Here is a 19,700-nt window from a genome sequence, read left to right on the forward strand (position 1 = left end):
AGGTCGAAAGTCTACGTTGTGCCTTTCGGGAATGCAACATGGGTAGAATAGTCCTCACTCACAATCACTCTGGTTCCGGTCGGCCATGTGAGTCGACGGATACTCGATAAGACATCGGAGTAAGACCCGATGATATTCTGGAACAATCCCCAACCAAGGATCAGCTCCAAAGTCAGGTTCACACCACTCAAAAGGAGCAACAGAGAAGCCAGAGATAAGAGTTGAGGCGCAAGCAACATCGGGAGTATATGCTTTACTGGTAGGCTTTCTTCAGGCACATAAACCATAGTTGGCCACACATAGACGGGGTCGTATCCGAGCGCGGAAGCGGTGACATAGTGTAGAGATTCATGAATGAATATAAAGGAGACAAGCCCGATTCCAAAGCTCAGAACATACAGCTTTAGATCATTTGGAATAAGAATAATCGACTCTGAGAAGACCAGACCAACAGCAACTGCCAGTAACACCAGTCTTGCAACAAAGGTGGCCCACTTTGGGAGATTGTATTTTTTATACTCGGTATACCCATTTGGAGAGTCTACCGTCGCCATTCTTTGGCGTTTGCAACTATTTATTTCAGTATAAATTCACCTGTCGAGACGTTTTGACTACCGCCACCGACTCTCGATACTCGTCCGATAGTACAACCCGAGAACGTCGGTATTCGCGATATCTTGGATCGTCCGCGGGTTGTATTCCTCCCTCGCGTCCTCGACGTTCCGCGCCGACTGGACGAGGTGGGTAAGCGCCGCGTCGATCACGTCGGACCGCGGAGGATCGTCGCCGTCGCCGGCCGCGACGATCCCGGCCGCTTGGTCCAGTAGTCGTTTCCGTTCGTCCGACAGCCGCAGGGTCGTTCGTTCAGTCCCCATATCCGGCGGCTGACCTCCCCCCTTTATAATCGCATGTATGAGCGGAGTCCGGATCGCGTCGATCTGGAGTCACCGGAGGGGTCCCGCATTATATACCCCCGGCCGCGCGGCCGCTCGGAGCTGCGGACTCGACGCGAGGGACCGTCCGGATGTATGCACGAGGACCCCCGCTCGCCTGGGGTGTGCATACGCTGGGTGTGCATACATCGCGGATCCCCGTGACATTGGCGCGCGACCCCGTGGATACGGAGCAAGACCACTCATCAAAGCCACTAGCGGTCTTACCACTCACTTTTCCTCCCTCATATTTGTAGAAATGGGTATGAGTGCCTCCACAGATTCCTCAGATGAATTATATTTGAAAACAATAATGTAACCGGAAGATGGTTTTTGACTACTGGAATGTCGGAGCCTCAATCACCACTGACTGATATCCCCGCTGTCGGAGCAACTCGTTCGAAGCGTCTCCAAGAGGCGGGATTTGCGACCATTTCCGACATTGGCGATGCAGAAACAAATGAACTGGCCAATGTCCCGGCGATAAACCCGGATATCGCACGCTGTGTCAGGCAGGGAGCTAGGGAGTTACGGGGTGATGATGACACGATTCAGAACCAGATAGCGACCGACTGCGGTGTGCCGAGAGAAGCAGTCGCCGAAGCGTTCGCCGAGATCGCTTATCGGGGAGGGTCGTTCGAGACTAAAAGAACCGCCCTCCGGGAGGTGTTCTGCAAGGCTAATGAGGAATCCATCCTGCACCTCAACGGACACTCGCTAAGATTTCTTTTTCTGCTGTACAACGCCGGCTTTCGTGATCTCGACGCCGTCGCGAGCGCCTCTCTCAGCGAGCTCATTAACGTAAGTTACTTCGATAAACAGCGGGCCCAAGAGGTCAGAGCAACCGCACGCAACGCGAAGGCCGACATGCGGGGGCGCTCCTCTGAGGAACAGTCGAGCGAGGAAGGCGTCGGGACGGAGTTCATCTGCGAGGAATGCGGCGAAACGTTCGAGTCCGAATCCCATATCCAACAGCACAGCCACCGCAATACCGAAGCTAAGGACGCATCTCGACAGTCCGACTCGAATCCGGGAGGTACGTCCTTCGAAACGTCACCACGCGTTACAAGGGATCAGGCGCAGAAACTCCTTGAAGAGAGCATCGGCCCCGAGGCCGAGTTCCGGCCACAGCAACGGGAGGCCATCAGCAGACTGGTTAACCAGAAGGAACGCCTATTTATCGTCCAGCGAACGGGGTGGGGGAAGAGCACCGTTTACTTTATTGCGACACGGTTGCTCCGAGACCAAGGTTCAGGGCCGACCCTCATCATCAGTCCACTCCTATCGCTGATGCGAAATCAAATCTCGAATGCCGAACAGCACCTGAACCTCAACGCAATCACCATCAACTCCAACAATGAAGGGGAATGGGACGAGGCCAAAAGGGCGGTGATCGAGGGGAACTGCGATTTGCTGCTTATATCACCTGAACGACTCGCGAATCCGGAATTCCGGCAGGATGTCCTCAACGAGATGGAGCAGGGATTCGGGATGCTCGTCATCGACGAGGCCCACTGTATCTCCGACTGGGGCCACGACTTCCGCCCTGACTATCGGCGTATCAAGCGCATCATCAAACGGTTGCCGGAGAATATCCCGGTCGCTGCAACGACCGCGACGGCGAACGACCGGGTGGTCGAGGACGTTACCACACAACTCCCAGACCTAAACCCGATTCGCGGCACGCTTGTCCGCGACTCACTCAAAATCCAGACAATCAACCTGGGCTCCCGGGAAAGGCGCCTGGCGTGGCTAGCCGAAAACGTGACCGAAACCCCAGTCTCCGGCATCATCTACTGTCTCACCACCAATGAGGTCGAACAAGTCGCCGACTGGTTAACCGACCAGGGCCTCGACGTCCTCCCGTATCACGGGCGGCTCGACAACGAAGTCCGCCGAGAGCGCGAACAGAAGCTCCTGGACAACGAAGTCGACGCTCTGGTCGCGACCAACGCGCTCGGAATGGGATTCGACAAACCTGATCTCGGCTTCGTCATCCACTTCCAGCGTCCACCTAACCTCATCCGATACTATCAAGAAATCGGACGTGCCGGGCGAGACATCGACGAGGCGTACGCCATCCTCCTTTCTGGCGAAGAAGACGACGACATCGCCGAGTACTTCATCGAGAGCGCATTTCCGGAGCCCGAGGATTTCGAGAGCGTGCTCTCGACAATCGGGACGAGCGACGGGCCAGTTTATCGCCGCGCGATCCTGAGACGGACGGACATCAGCTGGAGGCGGATGAACAAGTGCCTCGATATCCTCCAGGTGGAGGGAGCCATCAGCAGGGAGGATGAGGGCTATGTGAGAACTGCAAACTCGTGGCAGTACGACTACGAGCGGTTCGAGCAGGTTACAGAACGGCGTTGGGAAGAGCTCGAACGAATTAAAGAGTTTGTCAGAACGGATGAGTGCCTCACCCAGTTCGTTGATGACGAACTCGACGGGGACCTGGAAGAGCCCTGCGGGCACTGTGCGAACTGCGCCGGCAACTTCCTCCCATCCGCCGTTCAGAACGAGGAGTTGATTCAGGAGGCAATTGAGCACTACCAAAGCGAGGGATGGAACGTGATCGAGCCCCGAAAGCAGCGGCACAAACAAGGTGGCGGTCGCGAACGAATCCCTGAGAGGGTACGCATGGAGGCTGGTCGGGCACTGTGTGTCTGGGACGACCCCGGCTGGGGAACGGACGTTCGGGAAGGCAAGTACGAACAGGGCCGCTTCGGCGACGATCTCGTCGAGGCAGCCGCCGCGTTCATCCGTGAGGAATGGAATCCATCCCCGGAGCCGAAGTGGATTGCAGCTGTGCCCTCGACATCGACCGAAGGAGTGGTCACCGACTTCGCCAGCCGGCTGGCAGAGAAGTTGGACATTCCATTTATCGATCGCATCAAGAAGGTGGAGAACACGCGTCCTCAGAAGGACATGGAAAACTCGTACCAGAAGTGCTGGAACGTCGAGGGGGCGTTCAATACAACCGACGAAGTCCGCGGCGATGCAGTCCTTCTCGTCGACGACGTAGTTGCATCCAAGTGGACGTTGACAGAGACAGCAAAGGAGCTTCGCTTGGCCGGAAGTGGGCCGGTATATCCCTTCGCCTTAGCCAAGCGCCGAGGCGGGTAAGTCCAAATGGAGCAACCCGACCTCTCCCGTGATAGCCATGTGGTCCTCCTCCTTGCCTCCCACCTCGGAGGGGAACCAGATGGCGAGGGCTCGGATAGCGGCCTCGGGCCGGCTGGCTGGCAGGATTTCGCCACCAACGTCGCCGACTCCTCCCTCGACTCGCCCGGTTCACTGCTAGAACTGGAACCAGACGAGTGGCCCACGGACATCTGGACGAATCAAGCCAATCGAGAGTGGGTGACACAGCGACTCGGTCGATCGACGCGTTTAGCGATGTCACTTGAAGATCTCAACAATCGGGGCATTTGGGTTACGACTGTCTACGAGCCATCGTATCCATCTCGGCTTGCTGAAAACCTCGGTCGAAAGGTACCACCATTCCTCTACGTGGCTGGCGAGGAAGAACACCTCTCGACTACTGCGGTCGGATTCGTCGGGTCCCGGGACGCAGACGAGACCGATCGAGGCCACACTCGCCGACTGGTCGAGAAGGTGAGCGACGATGGATTTGGGATTGTCTCGGGTGGTGCGAAGGGAATCGACGAAACGTCCGAAAAGACAGGATTGGAGTACGGTGGCCCTGTAATTGAGTTTCCCGCGGAGGGGATTCATCACTGCCTCCAAGATGGGACCATCCGAGATGCGGTGATGGAAGGCCAGATGACACTCGCCTCGCACTACCATCCGCGTGCATCATGGAACGTTGGGGCGGCGATGGGACGGAACAAGCTGATTCATGGCTTCGGGAAGTATACAGTCGTCGTGCGGTCCGGAGACGAAACTGGGGGGACGTGGGAGGGTTCAATCGAGAATCTCAAGCACGGATGGTCGCCACTCCTCGTCTGCAAGGATGACGACACACCCCCGGGAAATGAGGCCTTAATCAAAGAGGGTGGAATACCGATCGACCCGACTACAATCCCAAAAGAGGAATCGCTTGACGAGTGGATAAGTGCGCAAAGGCAGAACGTATCTGATTCGGTCGGGCATGACGACCGGCCAACGCGCTCAGTCGACGAAATAAATTTGCCGAACGACACGCAGTCCTCCCTCAACGACTTCGAGTAGTTCAACACCGGTCATGTACTTCTTGTGGGCATACACTGGGCGTGCATATATCGCGGATTCCCGTGACATTGGCGTGCGACCCCGTGGGTTCACTTATTGATCCCTCACCACAGGACTATAGGCCGTTAGGCTTGTTGAAGGCCTTCGCAGGAGATAGATCCTAGCCGCCGTGCTGAATAGAGGACGCGAATCGGTTATGCAGATCCAATGACCCACAAAAATCTTGACGCGGTCTCATACGTACTATGGCCACCCAAGACTTATTTGGGAGGCTACTATACTCATGAGACGGGTTCCAAGATTACCTATGACCAAAGACGAAGAACAGGAACGAGAACGAATAACGACCACCATCAGTCCAAAAACTAAGATGAACCTCAAAGAGGGAGAAGGGGCGATGGGCGTACAGATCGATAGATTGGTTAACAACGGGTCTGAGATGGATTTCCACATCGTCAATACAAATGCTCAACATCTCAATGACGACGGTGCGAAAATCTATCAAGCAGGGAAAGTCGTAACATACGGCCCCGAGAAATTTGAAAAGAAGCTGAATAACATCAACCCAGGTGATGGGGTTTTCTCTTATGTTAGCAAGGGGGAAGTGAATTATCCAGGAGGATTCAAAGCCTTCGGGATCGCTCGCGCACCATACGACGGGGTTCCAACTGAAGGAGATGCAAGGATTTACCCGAACGACGGTCACGAATATGAGTATCACGTCCCCGTTACTTGGCTAGCAGTCCTTCCGGACAATCGGACGGTTACAGTTCCCGAGAAACGCCGATTTGTCGGTGAACAACCCACGGACACGAAAATAAAGGCCCGCGACCAAGAGCTTCGTCAGGGATGCCGGCTACTTGCTGAGGTTATGCTCGGGCGATCCGGCTATCCACTAACCTGGTAGCCATCTGCTGAATAGATTCTCTGTATCCCGCATGCCGATCCTATCAGTTTTTGAGGTTTCAACAGAACCGGAGCGTTCACTTACACATCGGAATCATCATTGATGGGATAAACGGGGGTTGCTGAGATGATCGCAGGACAGCACTGCTTTTGATCCCTCAATCAGCACCGTCATTTGGCCGTGTTTTACTTCCACTGAGCATGGACGGCTCGCGACTATTGTCCAGTAGTCTACCCATGAAGTATGCAACGCGACTGGTCGAACGGTGGGGTCGAGCTACCGTCACTCCAGCCGGGAGTAACGCTACTCGATATCGACTCGTCCCTTGGCGTCGAACCGCTGTGTGCGGTCGTCCTCGATCATTTGCTCGGGGAGTCCGGTCGGGCGTTTTGGGTTGACGCCGGCGGACACGCTCGAACCCGAACGCTTCACCGGCTCGCTCCCCATTCGAGATACCTCGACCGGATTACGGTCGGGCGGGGGTTCACCGCCTATCAGCACGCTTCTCTACTGGATCGACTCCCGCGGATCGTCTCGAATAGTGCCCTCGATAGGGAGCCGCCAGCCCTTGTCGTTGTGCCGGGCATGGACCGACTTTATCGAGACGACGATATCCCTCGCGAACAAGCGCGGGATCTCCTCGTTCGCCGACTCGCGACGCTCGCTGCTATCGCTCGGGAACGCGAGGTCCCCGTAGTCCTCACCCGGTCACGTGAGGACGAATTGAGCGAGCCGCTCGTGGCCGCCGCTCGCGAGACACTGACCTGTGAGGCAACGAAATTCGGACCGCGGTTCACCGACGAGGAGGGTGAAGACGAGACGTTGGTCTACCACCTCGGTGACGGCTGGATGCAAACCACGCTCGCGTTCTGGCAGGAAATCCTCCAACACCGTGCCCGTGCTGCCGGCGCTCTGGTCGACGAGGACGGTCCCGCGGCGGACACACCAGGTAACGTCCCGAGCCCATCCACACCCGTGACCCCGGAGGGATGGTGACTGTGGGCCGGACGAACCCGACGTTCCGCGATATTCTCTCGCGGATGGAAGACGAGTGGGGCGACTTCCGGCGTGCGCTCCGTCGACGACACCAACCGCTATTCGATCGGCTCTGGACCTACGCCAGAGAGCACGCCGACGCGGCGGGGAATCTCAACCATCCCGACCGACTCGCTCCCGTGCTCGTGAGTATCGACATCGAACAGGAGGACCGGATCGACGAACTCGAACGCCGCGTCTCGGAACTGGAGGCGGAGGTTTCGGACGAGGAGTCAACGGCGGACCGATCCTCCGAGGTGGCCGCCACCGACGACGAATAGCCCCAGATGGTACTCGCGATAGACTACGACAACGATTCCGTTACCGAATGGCGACTTACAGCGGACGGAGTGGAGCGGACAGTCGTCGACGACTACCGGCCTACTCTGTTCGTCGGATCCCCAGTCTCCGAGCTATACGGCCGGGACGGCGGCCCGAACCCGGAGCCGAAGCTGGCGAGACGCGGCGCTATCCCTGAATCACTTCGTGACCTCCGGTCGTTCCTCGACGGACAAGACGCGGTCGCGGATCTGACGATCGACGTGTGGCGGCAGACGTTCCGGTCGAGCGCGCGGCCGGTCCTCCGTGTTGATTGTCGACGGATCGAGGACATCCGATCGGTCGCGCGCCGGATCCACCAATTCGGAGATCCCGACGCCTATACCTGCTACAACGTCGATCTCACGCGGCAATTACGCTACACCCTCGAAACCGATACCGAGGCGGCCCCCGATACCTCGATTCGGGACCTCCGCACTCTCCGTATCCAGTTCCCGGCTCACGAGTCGGATCACTCGGCGCTGAGTCAGCTCCGGGTCAACGGAGAACAAGTCGGGTCTTCCCCACGAGAGGTCGTGGAGGCCGTCGAACAGCGCGTTTCATCTGTCGATCCCGATGTTCTAATCGTCGATACGGCCCGCGTGGTTCCGTTGCTGTTCGAGGCGGCCGCGGAATACGGGCTGGAGCCGTATTCACTCGGGCGTGAATTCGGATACACACAGTTGGCCTCGGAGTCGACGTACACGAGCTACGGGAAGGTCGGTCACTCCCCGGCACGGTACTCCGTTCCCGGACGGGTCATTCTGGACCGTGCAAACACGTTCTTCTACGGCGAATCAGGGCTTGACGGGTGTCTAGACTTGGTTGAGCGTGCGGGCTTACCGTTGCAGGAACTCGGGTGGGCGTCGATTGGGCGCGTGCTGACGGCCATGCAAATCCGCGAGGCGCGGTCTCGGGGCGTCCTCGTCCCCTGGCGGGCATGGCGTCCCGAGTTCTTCCGTTCCGCCTCGACGCTGGACACCGCTGATCGAGGCGGAACGACGCTCGCGCCGGAGGTCGGCGTTCACGAGGACGTCCACGAACTCGACTTCGCGTCGATGTACCCGAACATCATCCGCGAGTACAACATCTCGCCGGAGACGGTCCGTTGTGGCTGTTGTGACAACGATGCGGTCCCGAAGATCGGCTACTCCATCTGCGAGCGAGACGGCTATCTCCCGGACGTTCTCGGGCCACTCATCGACGGGCGGAGCGATATCAAACGGCGGATCCGCGAGACGAACGATCCCGATGAACGGGCGACGCTGGAGGCCCGTTCCTCCGCGATCAAGTGGATTCTCGTGTCTTGCTTCGGATATCAGGGGTTCTCGAACGCCAAGTTCGGGCGTATCGAGTGCCACGAGTCGATCAACGCCTTCGCTCGCGAGATCCTACTGGATGCGAAAGCCGCACTCGAAGAAGGTGGCTGGCGTGTGCTTCACGGGATCGTTGATTCGATCTGGGTGACGCCCGCACCCGAGGTCGCCGAGAGCGACAGACGGTCGCTCGACGACATCGCCGCGGAGGTGTCCGGGGAGACACAGATCGAGTTGGAGTATGAGGGTGCGTTCGACTGGGTCGCGTTCTGTCCACGTCGCGGCGGCGACGGCGGGGCACTGACACGGTACTTCGGCCGGCGACGGGGCGTCGAGTATCCCGACGACGGGCTCGGAGACGCGGTGAAGACACGCGGGATCGAGTCGCGACAGGACGACACCCCGGCATGGATCGCGCAGCTCCAGTCGACGCTGATTCGGACCCTCGACCGGACCCACGACGTGGAGGCGGTCGTGTCGAAACTCGCGTCGGCGCTCGGTCGACTGGAGCGCGAGGAGCTCCCGCCGACGGACCTTCTCATCACACAGCGCGTGTCGAAGCGGGCCGAACAGTACCGTCACGAGACGGTGACGGTCGCCGCGCTCAAGCGCGCGAAGTGGAAGAACTGTGCGTTAGCGCCGGGACAGCGCGTCGAGTATCTGGTGTTCGACGACGCCGCCCACGGGCTGGGGCGGGTCCGGTTAAGTCACGAGGAGTTGCGGTCCTACGATACCGGCTGGTATCGCAAGCAAGCGATCCGGGCCGCCGAAAGTGTGTTGTCACCGCTCGGGTGGGACCGTGAGCGGATCCGGCGGTCCCTGTCGGGGTATTCGGACAGCCGACTTTCGGCATACGAATAGAATGTGTGCATATCGAAGTTCTTCGTGACATTGGCGCGTAGGGTCGGGAGTATGAGACTCATGACCTGGTACGAACAACACGTGAGCGTGTAGGACTAGAAGAGTGCGAGCCGTGTGGCCCCAGCCGTGGGCGCGGGCCGCTGGGGTCGGGCACAAGACCGAGGTGACGGCGGTGGTGCACGTGCCCACCGGCGCGATGGTGTCTCTGCCGCCGGAGCTATCGCTGGAGGAATTCTTGGCTGCAATTGAGGTCTGAGAGGACCGCTGTCAGTATGTGGACAAAGTACTTACCTGTCAATCAGGTGGGTGCCAGTATGCCCTCGCTGGGTTCCCTGAGTCCCAAAACACTCCTTGCACTGGGGTGTGCTGTGTTCGCCGCAATCACGATCGGGATGCCACTGTCGAGTGCACGGAACGAAGCGGCGGCGCCGCTCCTTGGTAAATGCCCCGCTGCCTTAGGAATCTTGGCGTCTGAGCCCAGCTTAGGTTCGCTTCAAGCGTTCATTGGCTGCTCGGTTGGGGCAATGATACTAGTGGGAATCACGGGAACCTTGGGTGTAGGTCTGACCGTATTCAAATCCATGAGATAGTCTAGCAGATTTCAAAAACCACAAGATCTCATATAATTGGATATCAAGATAGGCTCATCGGAACACGATGTCATTCTATTTCCAAGCTAAATATTTCTACTCTGAGAAAACTTCCCTCAACAAAGCTATCTCCATATCATAAAGAGTATGTTTGAACTTGTCTCTCTTATGTACTCTCGTACCTTCTTCATCAACGTACTGTTGTGCCGATTTCAACGCTGAGGCGACTTGCGGAATCTTATCCAGTATCTCCGCTTTCGATGCAGTCCCTAAGTCAATACTGACAGACGTGTCATCAAAAGCTACACGATGCTTCCGTTCGTTCATCAGGAAATCAGCTCTGTTCACGGCTGAGTTAGAGATCTTCGATTGCATCGTCTCAATCTTACCAGATGTCCCAAATCCACTCAGTGAAGTACTCTCAATGAACTGTTCATATTCATCTCTATCTCCCCTCATAAATAACAGCTCACAGGCTGTCTTGGAATTACTGGCTTTACGGCCGATATTTGAGAGTGTTTCTAAGATACTTGGGTATTCTGCAAGTTCAATCCAGTATGATCCTGTAAGGCCGTACTCAATAGACGATGCCACTAGAAACTCTGCAGCCTCATCGTCAATATTCAATTCAGAAGACCGATTATAATAACTCCACAGAGGGTGTCGAGCGATACGGTATGACGGCCTTTGACGCCATAGACTTATCTCGCTATTTAATTCTTCATCGCCTGTCGTAGGTGCGGTTCTAGTGAACTTCTGCTCCACTGCTACCCCCGAATCAGGATCTTCTGCAACGGGAACTCCACCGGTCGCAACCTGCTTCTTCATAGCATCAATGACCTCAGGGCCTAACTCCACGGCTTTATGAACGGAATCGAGAATGTCTTCTCGATACTTCTCAATTCGATATTGTAGCATCTCCTCAACGTCTTCCCTGTTTGCGATTTTTTCCCCGAGCCAGATCTAAGATAGATCTCTCCGTTTCTCAGATGTGTCGTGCTATCTTCTTGGATTTCCTTGCTGACTACCGCGGGAGGCTCAGCTACCTGTGATATTTGAATGGCAGCGAACCTTTTCCCATCATTCTCGAATGTATGAATCGAGAAGTCAGGACTAGGCGAGAGATGGCTGGTTACTGTCTCTTGTAAGTTTGATTCGTCCATGTCGAACAAGTGCTTTCTACTATCACCTTCGTCACCTACCTTGCTTTCTGTGATACCAATGAGGTCACCCCCGTCGGTTACACCTACCAGAATGTATCGGGGAGACCTTGTGTGGACCGTGTTTGCAATAGAGGCGATATCCTTGATGAATTCGGCTTTCTGATAGAGGACGCCACCAACGAAATAGTCCTCTTTGAAATCAATCCAATCCTGCTCATCAGCTCCTACTTCAGTTAGCAGTTCGGTGAAGTCTTCCTTATTCATCAAGTAAGTCGTATCATCTACGCTGTAATTATTGTTGATATTTCTCTGGAAACCCTATCGTACACTTTCTGATAAAAATTCGGCAGTCAAAGACCGTACAGATCTGCACGCTGAGTAATTGCTCGCCTGATTGTCTTCCTCCCAGCGTCAAGTTCCTGGGCTGCTGCACGCTGACTCATCTCGTCGGTCGCGACCTGCTCCAGTACAGTAACGACGCGGTGGTAGTCGGCGCCCTCGATGAGCCGACCGTCGTCCTTCTCGAACCCGAGCGGCGCCGGTCCGTGTCGATACTCGTCGGAGTCCTGGCGCGCGGCGATCCCCTCGCGGATGTTCTGACGCTTGATCCGCGCCTCCAGCTCGCCGAACACTCCGAGCATCTGAAAGAGCGCGCGTTGATAGGGGTCTTCCTCGTCCGGTTTCATCACGAGCGACTCGGAGACGATGTGCAGCTCGACGCCGGCCTCGCGGAGTCGATCGGCGGTGCGTTCGAGGTCAGAGATCGAGCGGGCGACGCGCGACACCTCGTGGGCGATGACGGCGTCGATCTCGCCGGCTTCGGCGTCGGACATGAGCCGCTGGTAGGCGTCGCGGGCGGTGTTGGTGCCGCTCGACTTGTCGCGGTACACCTCGATGTCGGCGAGCGAGGCGCCGAGGGTGTCCTCTGCGTACTGCTGGGTTGAGGTGAGTTGGCGATCGAGGTTCTGCTTCGCGGTGGAAACGCGGGTGTAACAAGCGACGGTCATGCCCACCGCTACGCTGTCTTAATGTCTAGTCTTTACGCCCAGTCTGGGCAGGTACTACAGTATTGATCTCAGGTGAGAATGGTCAGGCCGGTATCCACGCTCACCGCAAGTGTGCATACAATCTACGTGCATACATCGAAGATTCCCGTGACATTGGCGTGCGACCCCGTGATGCAGTTGATGTCGGACCCTCTGGTTGAGCCGTTCTGAGTAATTGGCTGCGATAGGAAAAGTACACTAAAACTGAGCCGCTTGCATAAGAGCAGCCTCAGATTTTAAACCAGTTCTTAGTCTGTAGCAGTAGAGTCCTCTTGTCTCAACTCTCGCCCAATCTTTTTCTCTATTCTCTTAATATTAGTTTGGACGTTACCGGGAGAGTACCCGATCATTCGAGCGATTTCGGTTTGACCATATCCTCCCTCCTCATAGAGATATCGGATAATCGCCTGTGTCGGACTTAGATCGCCTCGGAACGCTAATTTGCTTATAGGGACCGGTGATCTACTTCTAACCGTCTTGTTTCTACCCGAATTATCGATGTCAACGAGATATTTGGTGGCAAGTTCTGACATCGCATCGCGTAATTCGGAATTATCGCCGTCGATTTTATCTACTACTTCTGATAGTTTCATTTCTCCTCCTTGCTCAAGAGTTTCAAGAATTTTTTTCTGCAAGTCGGCGCTGGCCATCAATCCTTTTTCGTTCATCGACATCAAAGGAACTACCTACTAAGATACCACATTGTGGTAAGAGTTAATGCGAGGCAGCGAGTAGCCAGGCTCACTTGGGAGAGAAAAATGACTGAGAGATGGAAAATAGAACTAACGGAGGCGATAAAACAAATCGCGGAAGAGTTGCCGAGACTCACCGCGGAACTACGGGACCTCAACTGTCGGCCAGATGCCGAAAACCAGCTGGGGCAAACCGAAAACGACACCACTGACTCTCCCATTCGAGGAGATAACTAATACATGGCTGAAAAGGACGACTCTCGAAATATCAAACCACGCTCAGATATTCCTGCAAGTGCTGATGAAATCATTGCTGGCGCTCCTGATCAGAATCTCAGCACCGATATCGCTGCTAATATTGTTGGAATGCGGAGCGCTCACTTCAGAAAGATCGTTCGAGAGGGGCTCGGTGGGACTATCGGAAAGACGACCTCCTTCGAGACATTAGCGAAAGTATATGCACGGTCCCGACCTTCACCTTCTGTTCTCACAGACAAGCACTTCACCACGGAGGAGGGTCAAACGGGCCTAATCGACTTGGTCGAATATCTTGAAGATCCGGCCGACCCACCGAATCAAAGCAGATGGTCTTCAGACGAATTTGAGACCAACCAGATTTTCCTTGGTTCCGTTTTCGATCATTTCTCACAGATCCCGTTGAACTCCATCCAATCTGTGATTACATCTCCCCCCTACTGGGGAATGAGAGTTTATTCAGAGGAGTTTGAGGTTCAGTGGTCAGACGGAACGGAGGTACCGTTTGGTGGGGAACAAACACCAGAAGATTACATTCGACACACTCTTGAGCTTTTCCTCCGACTCAGACCAATTCTTACTGATTCAGCAACTATCTGGTGGAATGTAGGAGATGTTTATAACACCAGAACAGAAATCAGGGAAACTTCGATGGATCGGAAAAAAGCGGTCGTTAACAACGAAGAGCGCTCTTGGGCGAATCTGGATGCGAAGCGTGATTCATACGGACATGAATACCTAAAAGATAAAGACCTCACGCTGATCCCATTTCGAATCGCACAGGGATTGCAGCGGTGTGGGTTTTATGCCCGATCTGTAATCACCTGGAGAAAAGAGAAAGTCGTCCCTGAAACAGTCAGCGATCGACCCACGACTGGGCACGAAAATCTGCTACTAATAAGCAATTCGAGTACTTACCAATTCAATGAGAAAAGGTGGAGAGAGGAAGAGAGAAAATCATTCGGAGGGCGTTCTCGACACGAAAATAAAGATCTGAGGACTGTATGGGAACTGGATCACATTAAAGGCGGGTTGAAGGAACAAGAAGCCGCGATTATCGACGAGCTGGGCAATATAATGGATGTCCTGTCAGAGACGAACAAAAAGGACACCTCAGAGATGTTACCGGCGGAAACAGAGAAGCAACTTCAAGAGCGGCTGAAACAATTATTGGCCTTGCTCGCGGAAGAACGAGATAGCATTCAGCAATCGATACTGGATCCAGAAGAGCACGAAGTCGTCGCTAAACGGGATTCCCCGAACCACTTCTCAGAGGGAAGTGAATTAGAACGAAGCCCCTCTAACCAAGACCTGAGAAGAGGTCCGCCCGTCTGGTCTATGCCTGTTGCTGATGGGAAATATAAGCACGCAGCACCTTTCCCAGTTCAGTTACCAGCTCGATGCATCTTATTGAGCATTGCAAGGAGTGCTTCCGGGGATTCCGACCAAGAAGTAGTATATGACCCCTTCATGGGTTCAGGAACGACTGCTGTGGCGGCAGAGAATATCAAAAGACTGGACAGCGGATTTAACTTCTCTTGGATAGGGTCAGAAATCGTTCCTAAGTACAAGAAACTCGCGGAGGACCGTATCAGCCAGATGAGAACAGATGAAGACCCAGATGAATGGATCACGATCGATCAGACTACGATGAAGGACTTCAGTTGAGGAGATAGAAGCATATTTTTATTCTACAATATAGCTCCGGAATTAGTATAGGCATCTCACCGTATCCTTGAGCATCGGTTCGAAAGAACCAGGTCCCCACAAAGAAAGGAACCAGGAAGACGGATGTCCAACGAGCATGAAGGGTCCTCCCCTCCCTATCATATCAGCCTGGATCGCCTGAAGAGTTCGGTCGAGAATCTGCTAGTACGTGCTAATAGATACGGACCAGCTACATATGTGACTTTCTGGTTCATCCTCAAGATGAGAGGGTTGAAACCTGGTGGGGACCGCGTCTTGATTAATGAGGAAAATGGAGAGCCTTTACTTGATCATCTACTGAGAGTCGAAGATCTAACAGACTATATCGACGCTGACGATACTCCCTATTATGACATATTTGTGGGTGCAACTCGAAAAGAATCCGCTGACAAAAACTATTGGCAGAATAATATTGGAAATTTCTATCAGAACCAGAATGCATCTAACCCGGAGAAATGGCTCAATATAGAGGAGGTCGATGGGGAATATTACGCCTCTTATACCGACGAATTCGCCGATTATCTCGGAAGGGGAAAAGACGGATTCGCTCCAAAAGGAAAGCAGCTGGAAATCCCCCTTATCGATATGATGGCGTGGTACTTTCGGTATCGGTCCTTTGACAAAAAGCCGTCATACGATGAGCTGCTAGAAGAATTCACAAACGATCTCCATCTCAGCCAGATTGAGCTCAATCTGGTTTTTGACCGGTCAAACACAGATATTGATGGGCTATTTGAAGAGAACCTCCGTATGGGGGAGAAGAAGAAAGAGCTAGCAAGGTTCTTGGCGGATCATCTGGAAGAGCAGCAAAGCGGATACAGTGTTGACATTGAACCGAGCGAACAACCGGACAAATTCAGCGAACGAAAAAGAGATACGATAATTTACTCATCAAGGAACACAATGTATGACACATTTGATCCGTCAGTTGACCCGAGTGAGGATCTACATGATGCGGTTGTCGAGGACGGGAAACGAAATCTGATCCTCGTTGGACCGCCCGGAACTGGAAAAACCCACACTGCAATACGAACTGCGGAAAAGCTCGGTGAAGAGACCTTCTTCTTCCAATTCCATGAGTCATACACGTACGAGGACTTTGTTGAGTCATATGAACCGACGTTTAAGGGAGGAGAAATTGTCGGATTCGAACCGATACAGAAAGGCTTCATAAAGTCTTGCCAGAAAGCTCAGGAAATATCTGATGATAAGTATGTGTTTGTAGTTCTTGACGAAATCAACCGAGCGAAAGTATCCAGAGTATTTGGAGAACTGTTTTCTCTTATAGAATATCGAGAAGACATAACAGAAATGGATGTGAACTTGCAGACATTGTATTCAGGAGGATCTATCGTTGTTCCAGATAATCTAGTTATCATAGGTACCATGAACAATTTAGACAAGTCAACTGAAGATATTGAATTTGCACTCAGACGTCGATTCTCTGAGATAGAAGTTCCACCGTCTACGAATCTACTAAGAGAGCTTCTGCGTGAACAGAGTGATTACGACTGGGAACAAGAAGAGATAGACGAGTTAGCACGATTACTCAACATAGTCAACGAGAAAGGAGACTATCCACTCGGGCCTACGTATTTCAGAGGGATGCAAGGCATTGATGACTTATTGAAAGTCTATAGAAGAGAAATAAGGCCTTCAATAAAGCAGTATTTTGGAGAATATAGAGAAGAGCAACTCGAAACAGTAGATGGATTCTTCGAACTCGCCTCTGATTTGGAGCTGTCGGAGGACAGTTGATGAGTGGACTACAAAGCTACAAGATAGAATTCCCCCCTGGGGCCTCACGTCCATTAGTAGAAAACTGCTCAGACGATAGAAATCAGCTGTCAAGTGAATTCAACCCGTCAATATTACCTGACGACTATCAAGACTACCTTACATTAGAACTTAGCTCATCTGGGGAATACAGGGCCAATACCGGACCATACGTGGGAATACTGTCGTGCAAGGATGGGTCATACCTCCCAATAAGACCAAAAACAGAGGTGGGGAACATGACATATTTCCTTCGCGAAAGCGGCAGAATTGCCCAAGATCTTGACACACCATTCGACGAAGATGTTCCCTATCAGACAGTGACAGACAACCTGATAGGAATGCGTGAATTGTATGTTCAACATTTTCTAAATCAACTGGACAAACTCAAGCGAGATGGTCTACTTAAGCAATCTATAGTAACAAGCATTGAATCTAGCCGAGTAGAGGGACGAATAAATGTGAACAGATACAGCAAGAATATTCTCTCGGGGAAACCCAATAAAATACCTCAGTCCGTCAAAAGCCAAAGTATTGATAATATTCCAAATATGTTCCTGAAGCTTGCACTCAGATACCTAATGAATATGAGGCTCATAGGGATTGATCGAAGAGAAATTGCAGATAGACTGGATTATTTTCGTCCCGTATCAGAGTTCGATAGATCGGCGAAAATAGACGAGATCAAAGCTCAGATTCGAGAAGTAATTGCAGAGAACGAACTCCCGCCGTCCCGGTCATATTATTATCCCCCTCTTGATTCTGCTTTACTCATCCTTGACCAGAGCGGGATAACAGTTGATAAAATCGTGGATAGCAAGGCCCAGAGTTTTATGTTTAATATGCAAAGTGCATTTGAAGACTACATACGTAGAACTGTTCGGCGCCTTCTCAAGCCAAAAGGCTACGATGTTTACAACGGTGTCAGCCAGGCACATAGATTAGACCTATATGATTCTCAAAGTTACAGCCGTTTACCTCTAGAACCAGATATTTTGGTAGCTGACGGAATGAACAATATCGGCGTGATCGACGTTAAGTACAAAGATGAATTATCAAGCTCCGACCATTATCAGATTTGGACTTACAAGCAACAATACGATGTAGAATTAGCAGCGTTCGTGTCTATACCAAAGAATCCCTCACAGAGACTCGACGTAGAAAAATACAATCGTAATGGGTCTGGCAATCAGATCTCGAATTTCCGCTTCTGGTTGGGAGACTTTAGTGCGTCTGAAAACTCTCTTTCTGAATTTTTGAGCAACTCCGAAGCAGTAGGCCCGTAGGCAGATCTCAACGGAACAGCGACCAGAGTTGATTACCGTTTGGAGCTTAGCGGGTGAAGTCTATAGAATTCCAATTGTGAGTCGGTTCACTTCCACCGCTAATCCCCCGCCCGCATCCGGGTGCATTTCACTTTCACTCTGCCCATGGCTCGCTTCTAATACCAGACCGTGTCGCTAATGAATTGATGTCAGGAACAACCGAGAACCGGGGGACGTTCACGCACGTCCAAGGCGAACTCGCGTGGACTATCGCCGAACAACGCTCCCCGAGCGAAGCGATCACTCTGACCCGCCACCTCACAGAAGCCGACGAAGGCCGGTACGAACTACTCGGACTCATCAACGAGTGCGAGGTCGCTCTCTACTGGGACTACTTCTGGAACCACGTCGTCGCCGCGAACTTCGACGAAACCGGCGTCGACGATCTCGCCCGGGATACTCCTGAGGAGATCCGGTACACCGGACTCGGCGCGTACTTCGCCGAAGTTGAACTCGACGACTGGGACTGGATCCACCCCCGTCACCAATGGCACGCGGAGTGACCGCGTCGGTCCCGCGGGTCCTGGAACTCGACCGCGTCCCGGAACGGATGCCCCACAGGGACGCCACGCTCGGCCAGTTGGCGAACGCTCTCGACCCGCTCCGCTCGGACCGACCAGCGTACCCGATCTGTCTCTCCGGCCCGACCGGCGCCGGCAAGACGGCCGTCTCTCAGTTTGCCGTCGGAGAACTCCGCCGAGAGACGGCGGTGAACACTGCGCACGTCGACTGTCTCCGAACACGCTCGCGGGCCGCGATACTGCAAGAGGCGCTCGTCGATGCCGGACTCAAGACACGGTCGTCGCCGAAGGCGGACGCCGCATCGTCGTACCTCGCGCAGATGGAGGACGCCGACGCGCCGCTCGTCCTCACGCTCGACGAGGCGGAACACATCGAGGACGAGCACCTCCCGCACGTCCTCTTCGAGGCGGAGGGCGTGACGCCGATATTCGTCGTCCACGAGTACGAGCGGTTCGCGGCGCGCCTCGACGCCGCGACGGCGTCGCGGCTCCGCACCGGCCCGCATATCGAACTGAGCCGGTACAGTCAGTCGGAACTCGTTGACATCCTCCAGGCACGCGTCGACGCGGGCGACCTCTCCGGGATCACGGGCGGGACGCTGGAACTGATCGCGGACACCGCCGCCGGAAACGCGCGGGAGGCGATCTCGATCCTCCGGGAGGCCTACGTTGAGGGGAAGACCCGCGACGAACGGGTCACGCCGGCGTTGATCGCCGACGTTCGCGAACCAGCGATGGAGTCGATCCGGCGATACAACGTCGAGCGCCTGGACACGCCGCATCGACTACTGAAGCACATGATCGACGACGCGGGCGAGATCCGGGCCGGGGAGTTGGCAGACCTCTTCGAGGCGGAGTACCCGGACGCGAACGGTCGCGACCGTCGCCGGTATCTGAACGTCCTCGTTCGCTACGGGTGTATCCGGAAGCAGGGGAGTGGGCGGGGAACGCGGTATCTCTCAATTGGAGCCACTGAATAGCGGGCAATCCGGCTCCAGAGAAACCTCGAAATTGAAACCCACTGGATGATACGTACAGAGAATGAACACAGTATATCCTCTC

General features: G+C 54.1%; 17 protein-coding genes. 11 read left to right on the plus strand and 6 right to left on the minus strand.

The features are described 5' to 3' along the window. Nucleotides 1-11: 11 nt before the first annotated feature. On the minus strand, nucleotides 12-554 hold the full coding sequence (locus K6T25_RS01640; protein WP_222915942.1) for a hypothetical protein: 543 nt from the start codon (nucleotides 552-554) through the stop codon (nucleotides 12-14). 57 nt (nucleotides 555-611) lie between these two features. Beyond that, complete coding sequence (locus K6T25_RS01645; RefSeq protein WP_222915944.1) at nucleotides 612-875, minus strand: DUF7386 family protein; 264 nt, start codon at nucleotides 873-875, stop codon at nucleotides 612-614. 402 nt (nucleotides 876-1,277) lie between these two features. Between K6T25_RS01645 and K6T25_RS01650 the strand changes: the two genes are divergently transcribed. The 6 genes from K6T25_RS01650 (at nucleotide 1,278) to K6T25_RS01675 (ending at nucleotide 9,563) form a co-directional block, all read left to right on the plus strand. Beyond that, nucleotides 1,278-4,058, plus strand: a complete 2,781-nt coding sequence (locus K6T25_RS01650; protein WP_222915946.1) for a RecQ family ATP-dependent DNA helicase — start codon at nucleotides 1,278-1,280, stop codon at nucleotides 4,056-4,058. Between the two features lie 6 nt (nucleotides 4,059-4,064). Beyond that, a complete protein-coding gene (locus K6T25_RS01655; protein ID WP_222915948.1) occupies nucleotides 4,065-5,126 on the plus strand; it encodes a DNA-processing protein DprA in 1,062 nt (353 codons plus the stop codon). Nucleotides 5,127-5,433: 307 nt separating this feature from the next. Continuing rightward, a complete protein-coding gene (locus K6T25_RS01660) occupies nucleotides 5,434-6,033 on the plus strand; it encodes a hypothetical protein (protein ID WP_222915950.1) in 600 nt (199 codons plus the stop codon). Nucleotides 6,034-6,276: 243 nt separating this feature from the next. Then, nucleotides 6,277-7,029 carry a P-loop NTPase family protein gene (locus K6T25_RS01665; RefSeq protein WP_225917779.1) on the plus strand — a complete coding sequence of 251 codons (753 nt, stop codon included), beginning with the start codon at nucleotides 6,277-6,279 and terminating at the stop codon, nucleotides 7,027-7,029. 2 nt (nucleotides 7,030-7,031) lie between these two features. Continuing rightward, nucleotides 7,032-7,349: a DUF8156 family protein gene (locus K6T25_RS01670; protein WP_222915952.1), complete on the plus strand. Its 318-nt coding sequence runs from the start codon at nucleotides 7,032-7,034 to the stop codon at nucleotides 7,347-7,349. 6 nt (nucleotides 7,350-7,355) lie between these two features. Continuing rightward, the gene (locus tag K6T25_RS01675; RefSeq protein WP_222915954.1) at nucleotides 7,356-9,563 is read left to right on the plus strand and encodes a type B DNA-directed DNA polymerase; all 2,208 of its coding nucleotides are present in this window, start codon (nucleotides 7,356-7,358) and stop codon (nucleotides 9,561-9,563) included. 686 nt (nucleotides 9,564-10,249) lie between these two features. Here the strand turns inward: K6T25_RS01675 and K6T25_RS01680 are convergent. The 4 genes from K6T25_RS01680 to K6T25_RS01695 form a co-directional block, all read right to left on the minus strand. Then, nucleotides 10,250-10,981, minus strand: a complete 732-nt coding sequence (locus K6T25_RS01680; RefSeq protein WP_222915956.1) for a hypothetical protein — start codon at nucleotides 10,979-10,981, stop codon at nucleotides 10,250-10,252. Between the two features lie 20 nt (nucleotides 10,982-11,001). Then, nucleotides 11,002-11,580 carry an AlbA family DNA-binding domain-containing protein gene (locus K6T25_RS01685; protein WP_222915957.1) on the minus strand — a complete coding sequence of 193 codons (579 nt, stop codon included), beginning with the start codon at nucleotides 11,578-11,580 and terminating at the stop codon, nucleotides 11,002-11,004. 86 nt (nucleotides 11,581-11,666) lie between these two features. Beyond that, entirely contained in the window at nucleotides 11,667-12,323 is a 657-nt protein-coding gene (locus K6T25_RS01690; protein WP_222915958.1) for a recombinase family protein, read from the minus strand. A gap of 287 nt (nucleotides 12,324-12,610) precedes the next feature. Continuing rightward, the gene (locus K6T25_RS01695) at nucleotides 12,611-13,012 is read right to left on the minus strand and encodes a winged helix-turn-helix transcriptional regulator (RefSeq protein WP_222915959.1); all 402 of its coding nucleotides are present in this window, start codon (nucleotides 13,010-13,012) and stop codon (nucleotides 12,611-12,613) included. A 282-nt stretch (nucleotides 13,013-13,294) separates the two neighbouring features. On the opposite strand from K6T25_RS01695, the gene K6T25_RS01700 reads away from it, so the two are divergent. The 5 genes from K6T25_RS01700 to K6T25_RS01720 all read left to right on the plus strand — a co-directional run bounded on the left by K6T25_RS01700 (nucleotide 13,295) and on the right by K6T25_RS01720 (nucleotide 19,618). Further along, nucleotides 13,295-14,977, plus strand: a complete 1,683-nt coding sequence (locus K6T25_RS01700) for a DNA-methyltransferase (protein ID WP_222915960.1) — start codon at nucleotides 13,295-13,297, stop codon at nucleotides 14,975-14,977. A gap of 237 nt (nucleotides 14,978-15,214) precedes the next feature. After that, the gene (locus K6T25_RS01705) at nucleotides 15,215-16,774 is read left to right on the plus strand and encodes an McrB family protein (RefSeq protein ID WP_222915961.1); all 1,560 of its coding nucleotides are present in this window, start codon (nucleotides 15,215-15,217) and stop codon (nucleotides 16,772-16,774) included. Beyond that, nucleotides 16,774-18,078 (plus strand): 5-methylcytosine restriction system specificity protein McrC, encoded by a 1,305-nt coding sequence (locus K6T25_RS01710; protein WP_222915962.1) that lies wholly within the window; start codon nucleotides 16,774-16,776, stop codon nucleotides 18,076-18,078. The genes K6T25_RS01705 and K6T25_RS01710 overlap by 1 nt, the downstream gene beginning before the upstream one ends. A gap of 185 nt (nucleotides 18,079-18,263) precedes the next feature. Continuing rightward, nucleotides 18,264-18,620 carry a hypothetical protein gene (locus tag K6T25_RS01715; protein WP_222915963.1) on the plus strand — a complete coding sequence of 119 codons (357 nt, stop codon included), beginning with the start codon at nucleotides 18,264-18,266 and terminating at the stop codon, nucleotides 18,618-18,620. Further along, a complete protein-coding gene (locus K6T25_RS01720; RefSeq protein ID WP_222915964.1) occupies nucleotides 18,605-19,618 on the plus strand; it encodes a Cdc6/Cdc18 family protein in 1,014 nt (337 codons plus the stop codon). Before K6T25_RS01715 ends, K6T25_RS01720 begins: the two co-directional genes overlap by 16 nt. The last annotated feature ends 82 nt before the right edge of the window (nucleotides 19,619-19,700 follow it).

This window comes from Halobaculum rubrum (genome assembly GCF_019880225.1).
GTDB classification, from domain to species: Archaea; Halobacteriota; Halobacteria; order Halobacteriales; family Haloferacaceae; genus Halobaculum; species Halobaculum rubrum.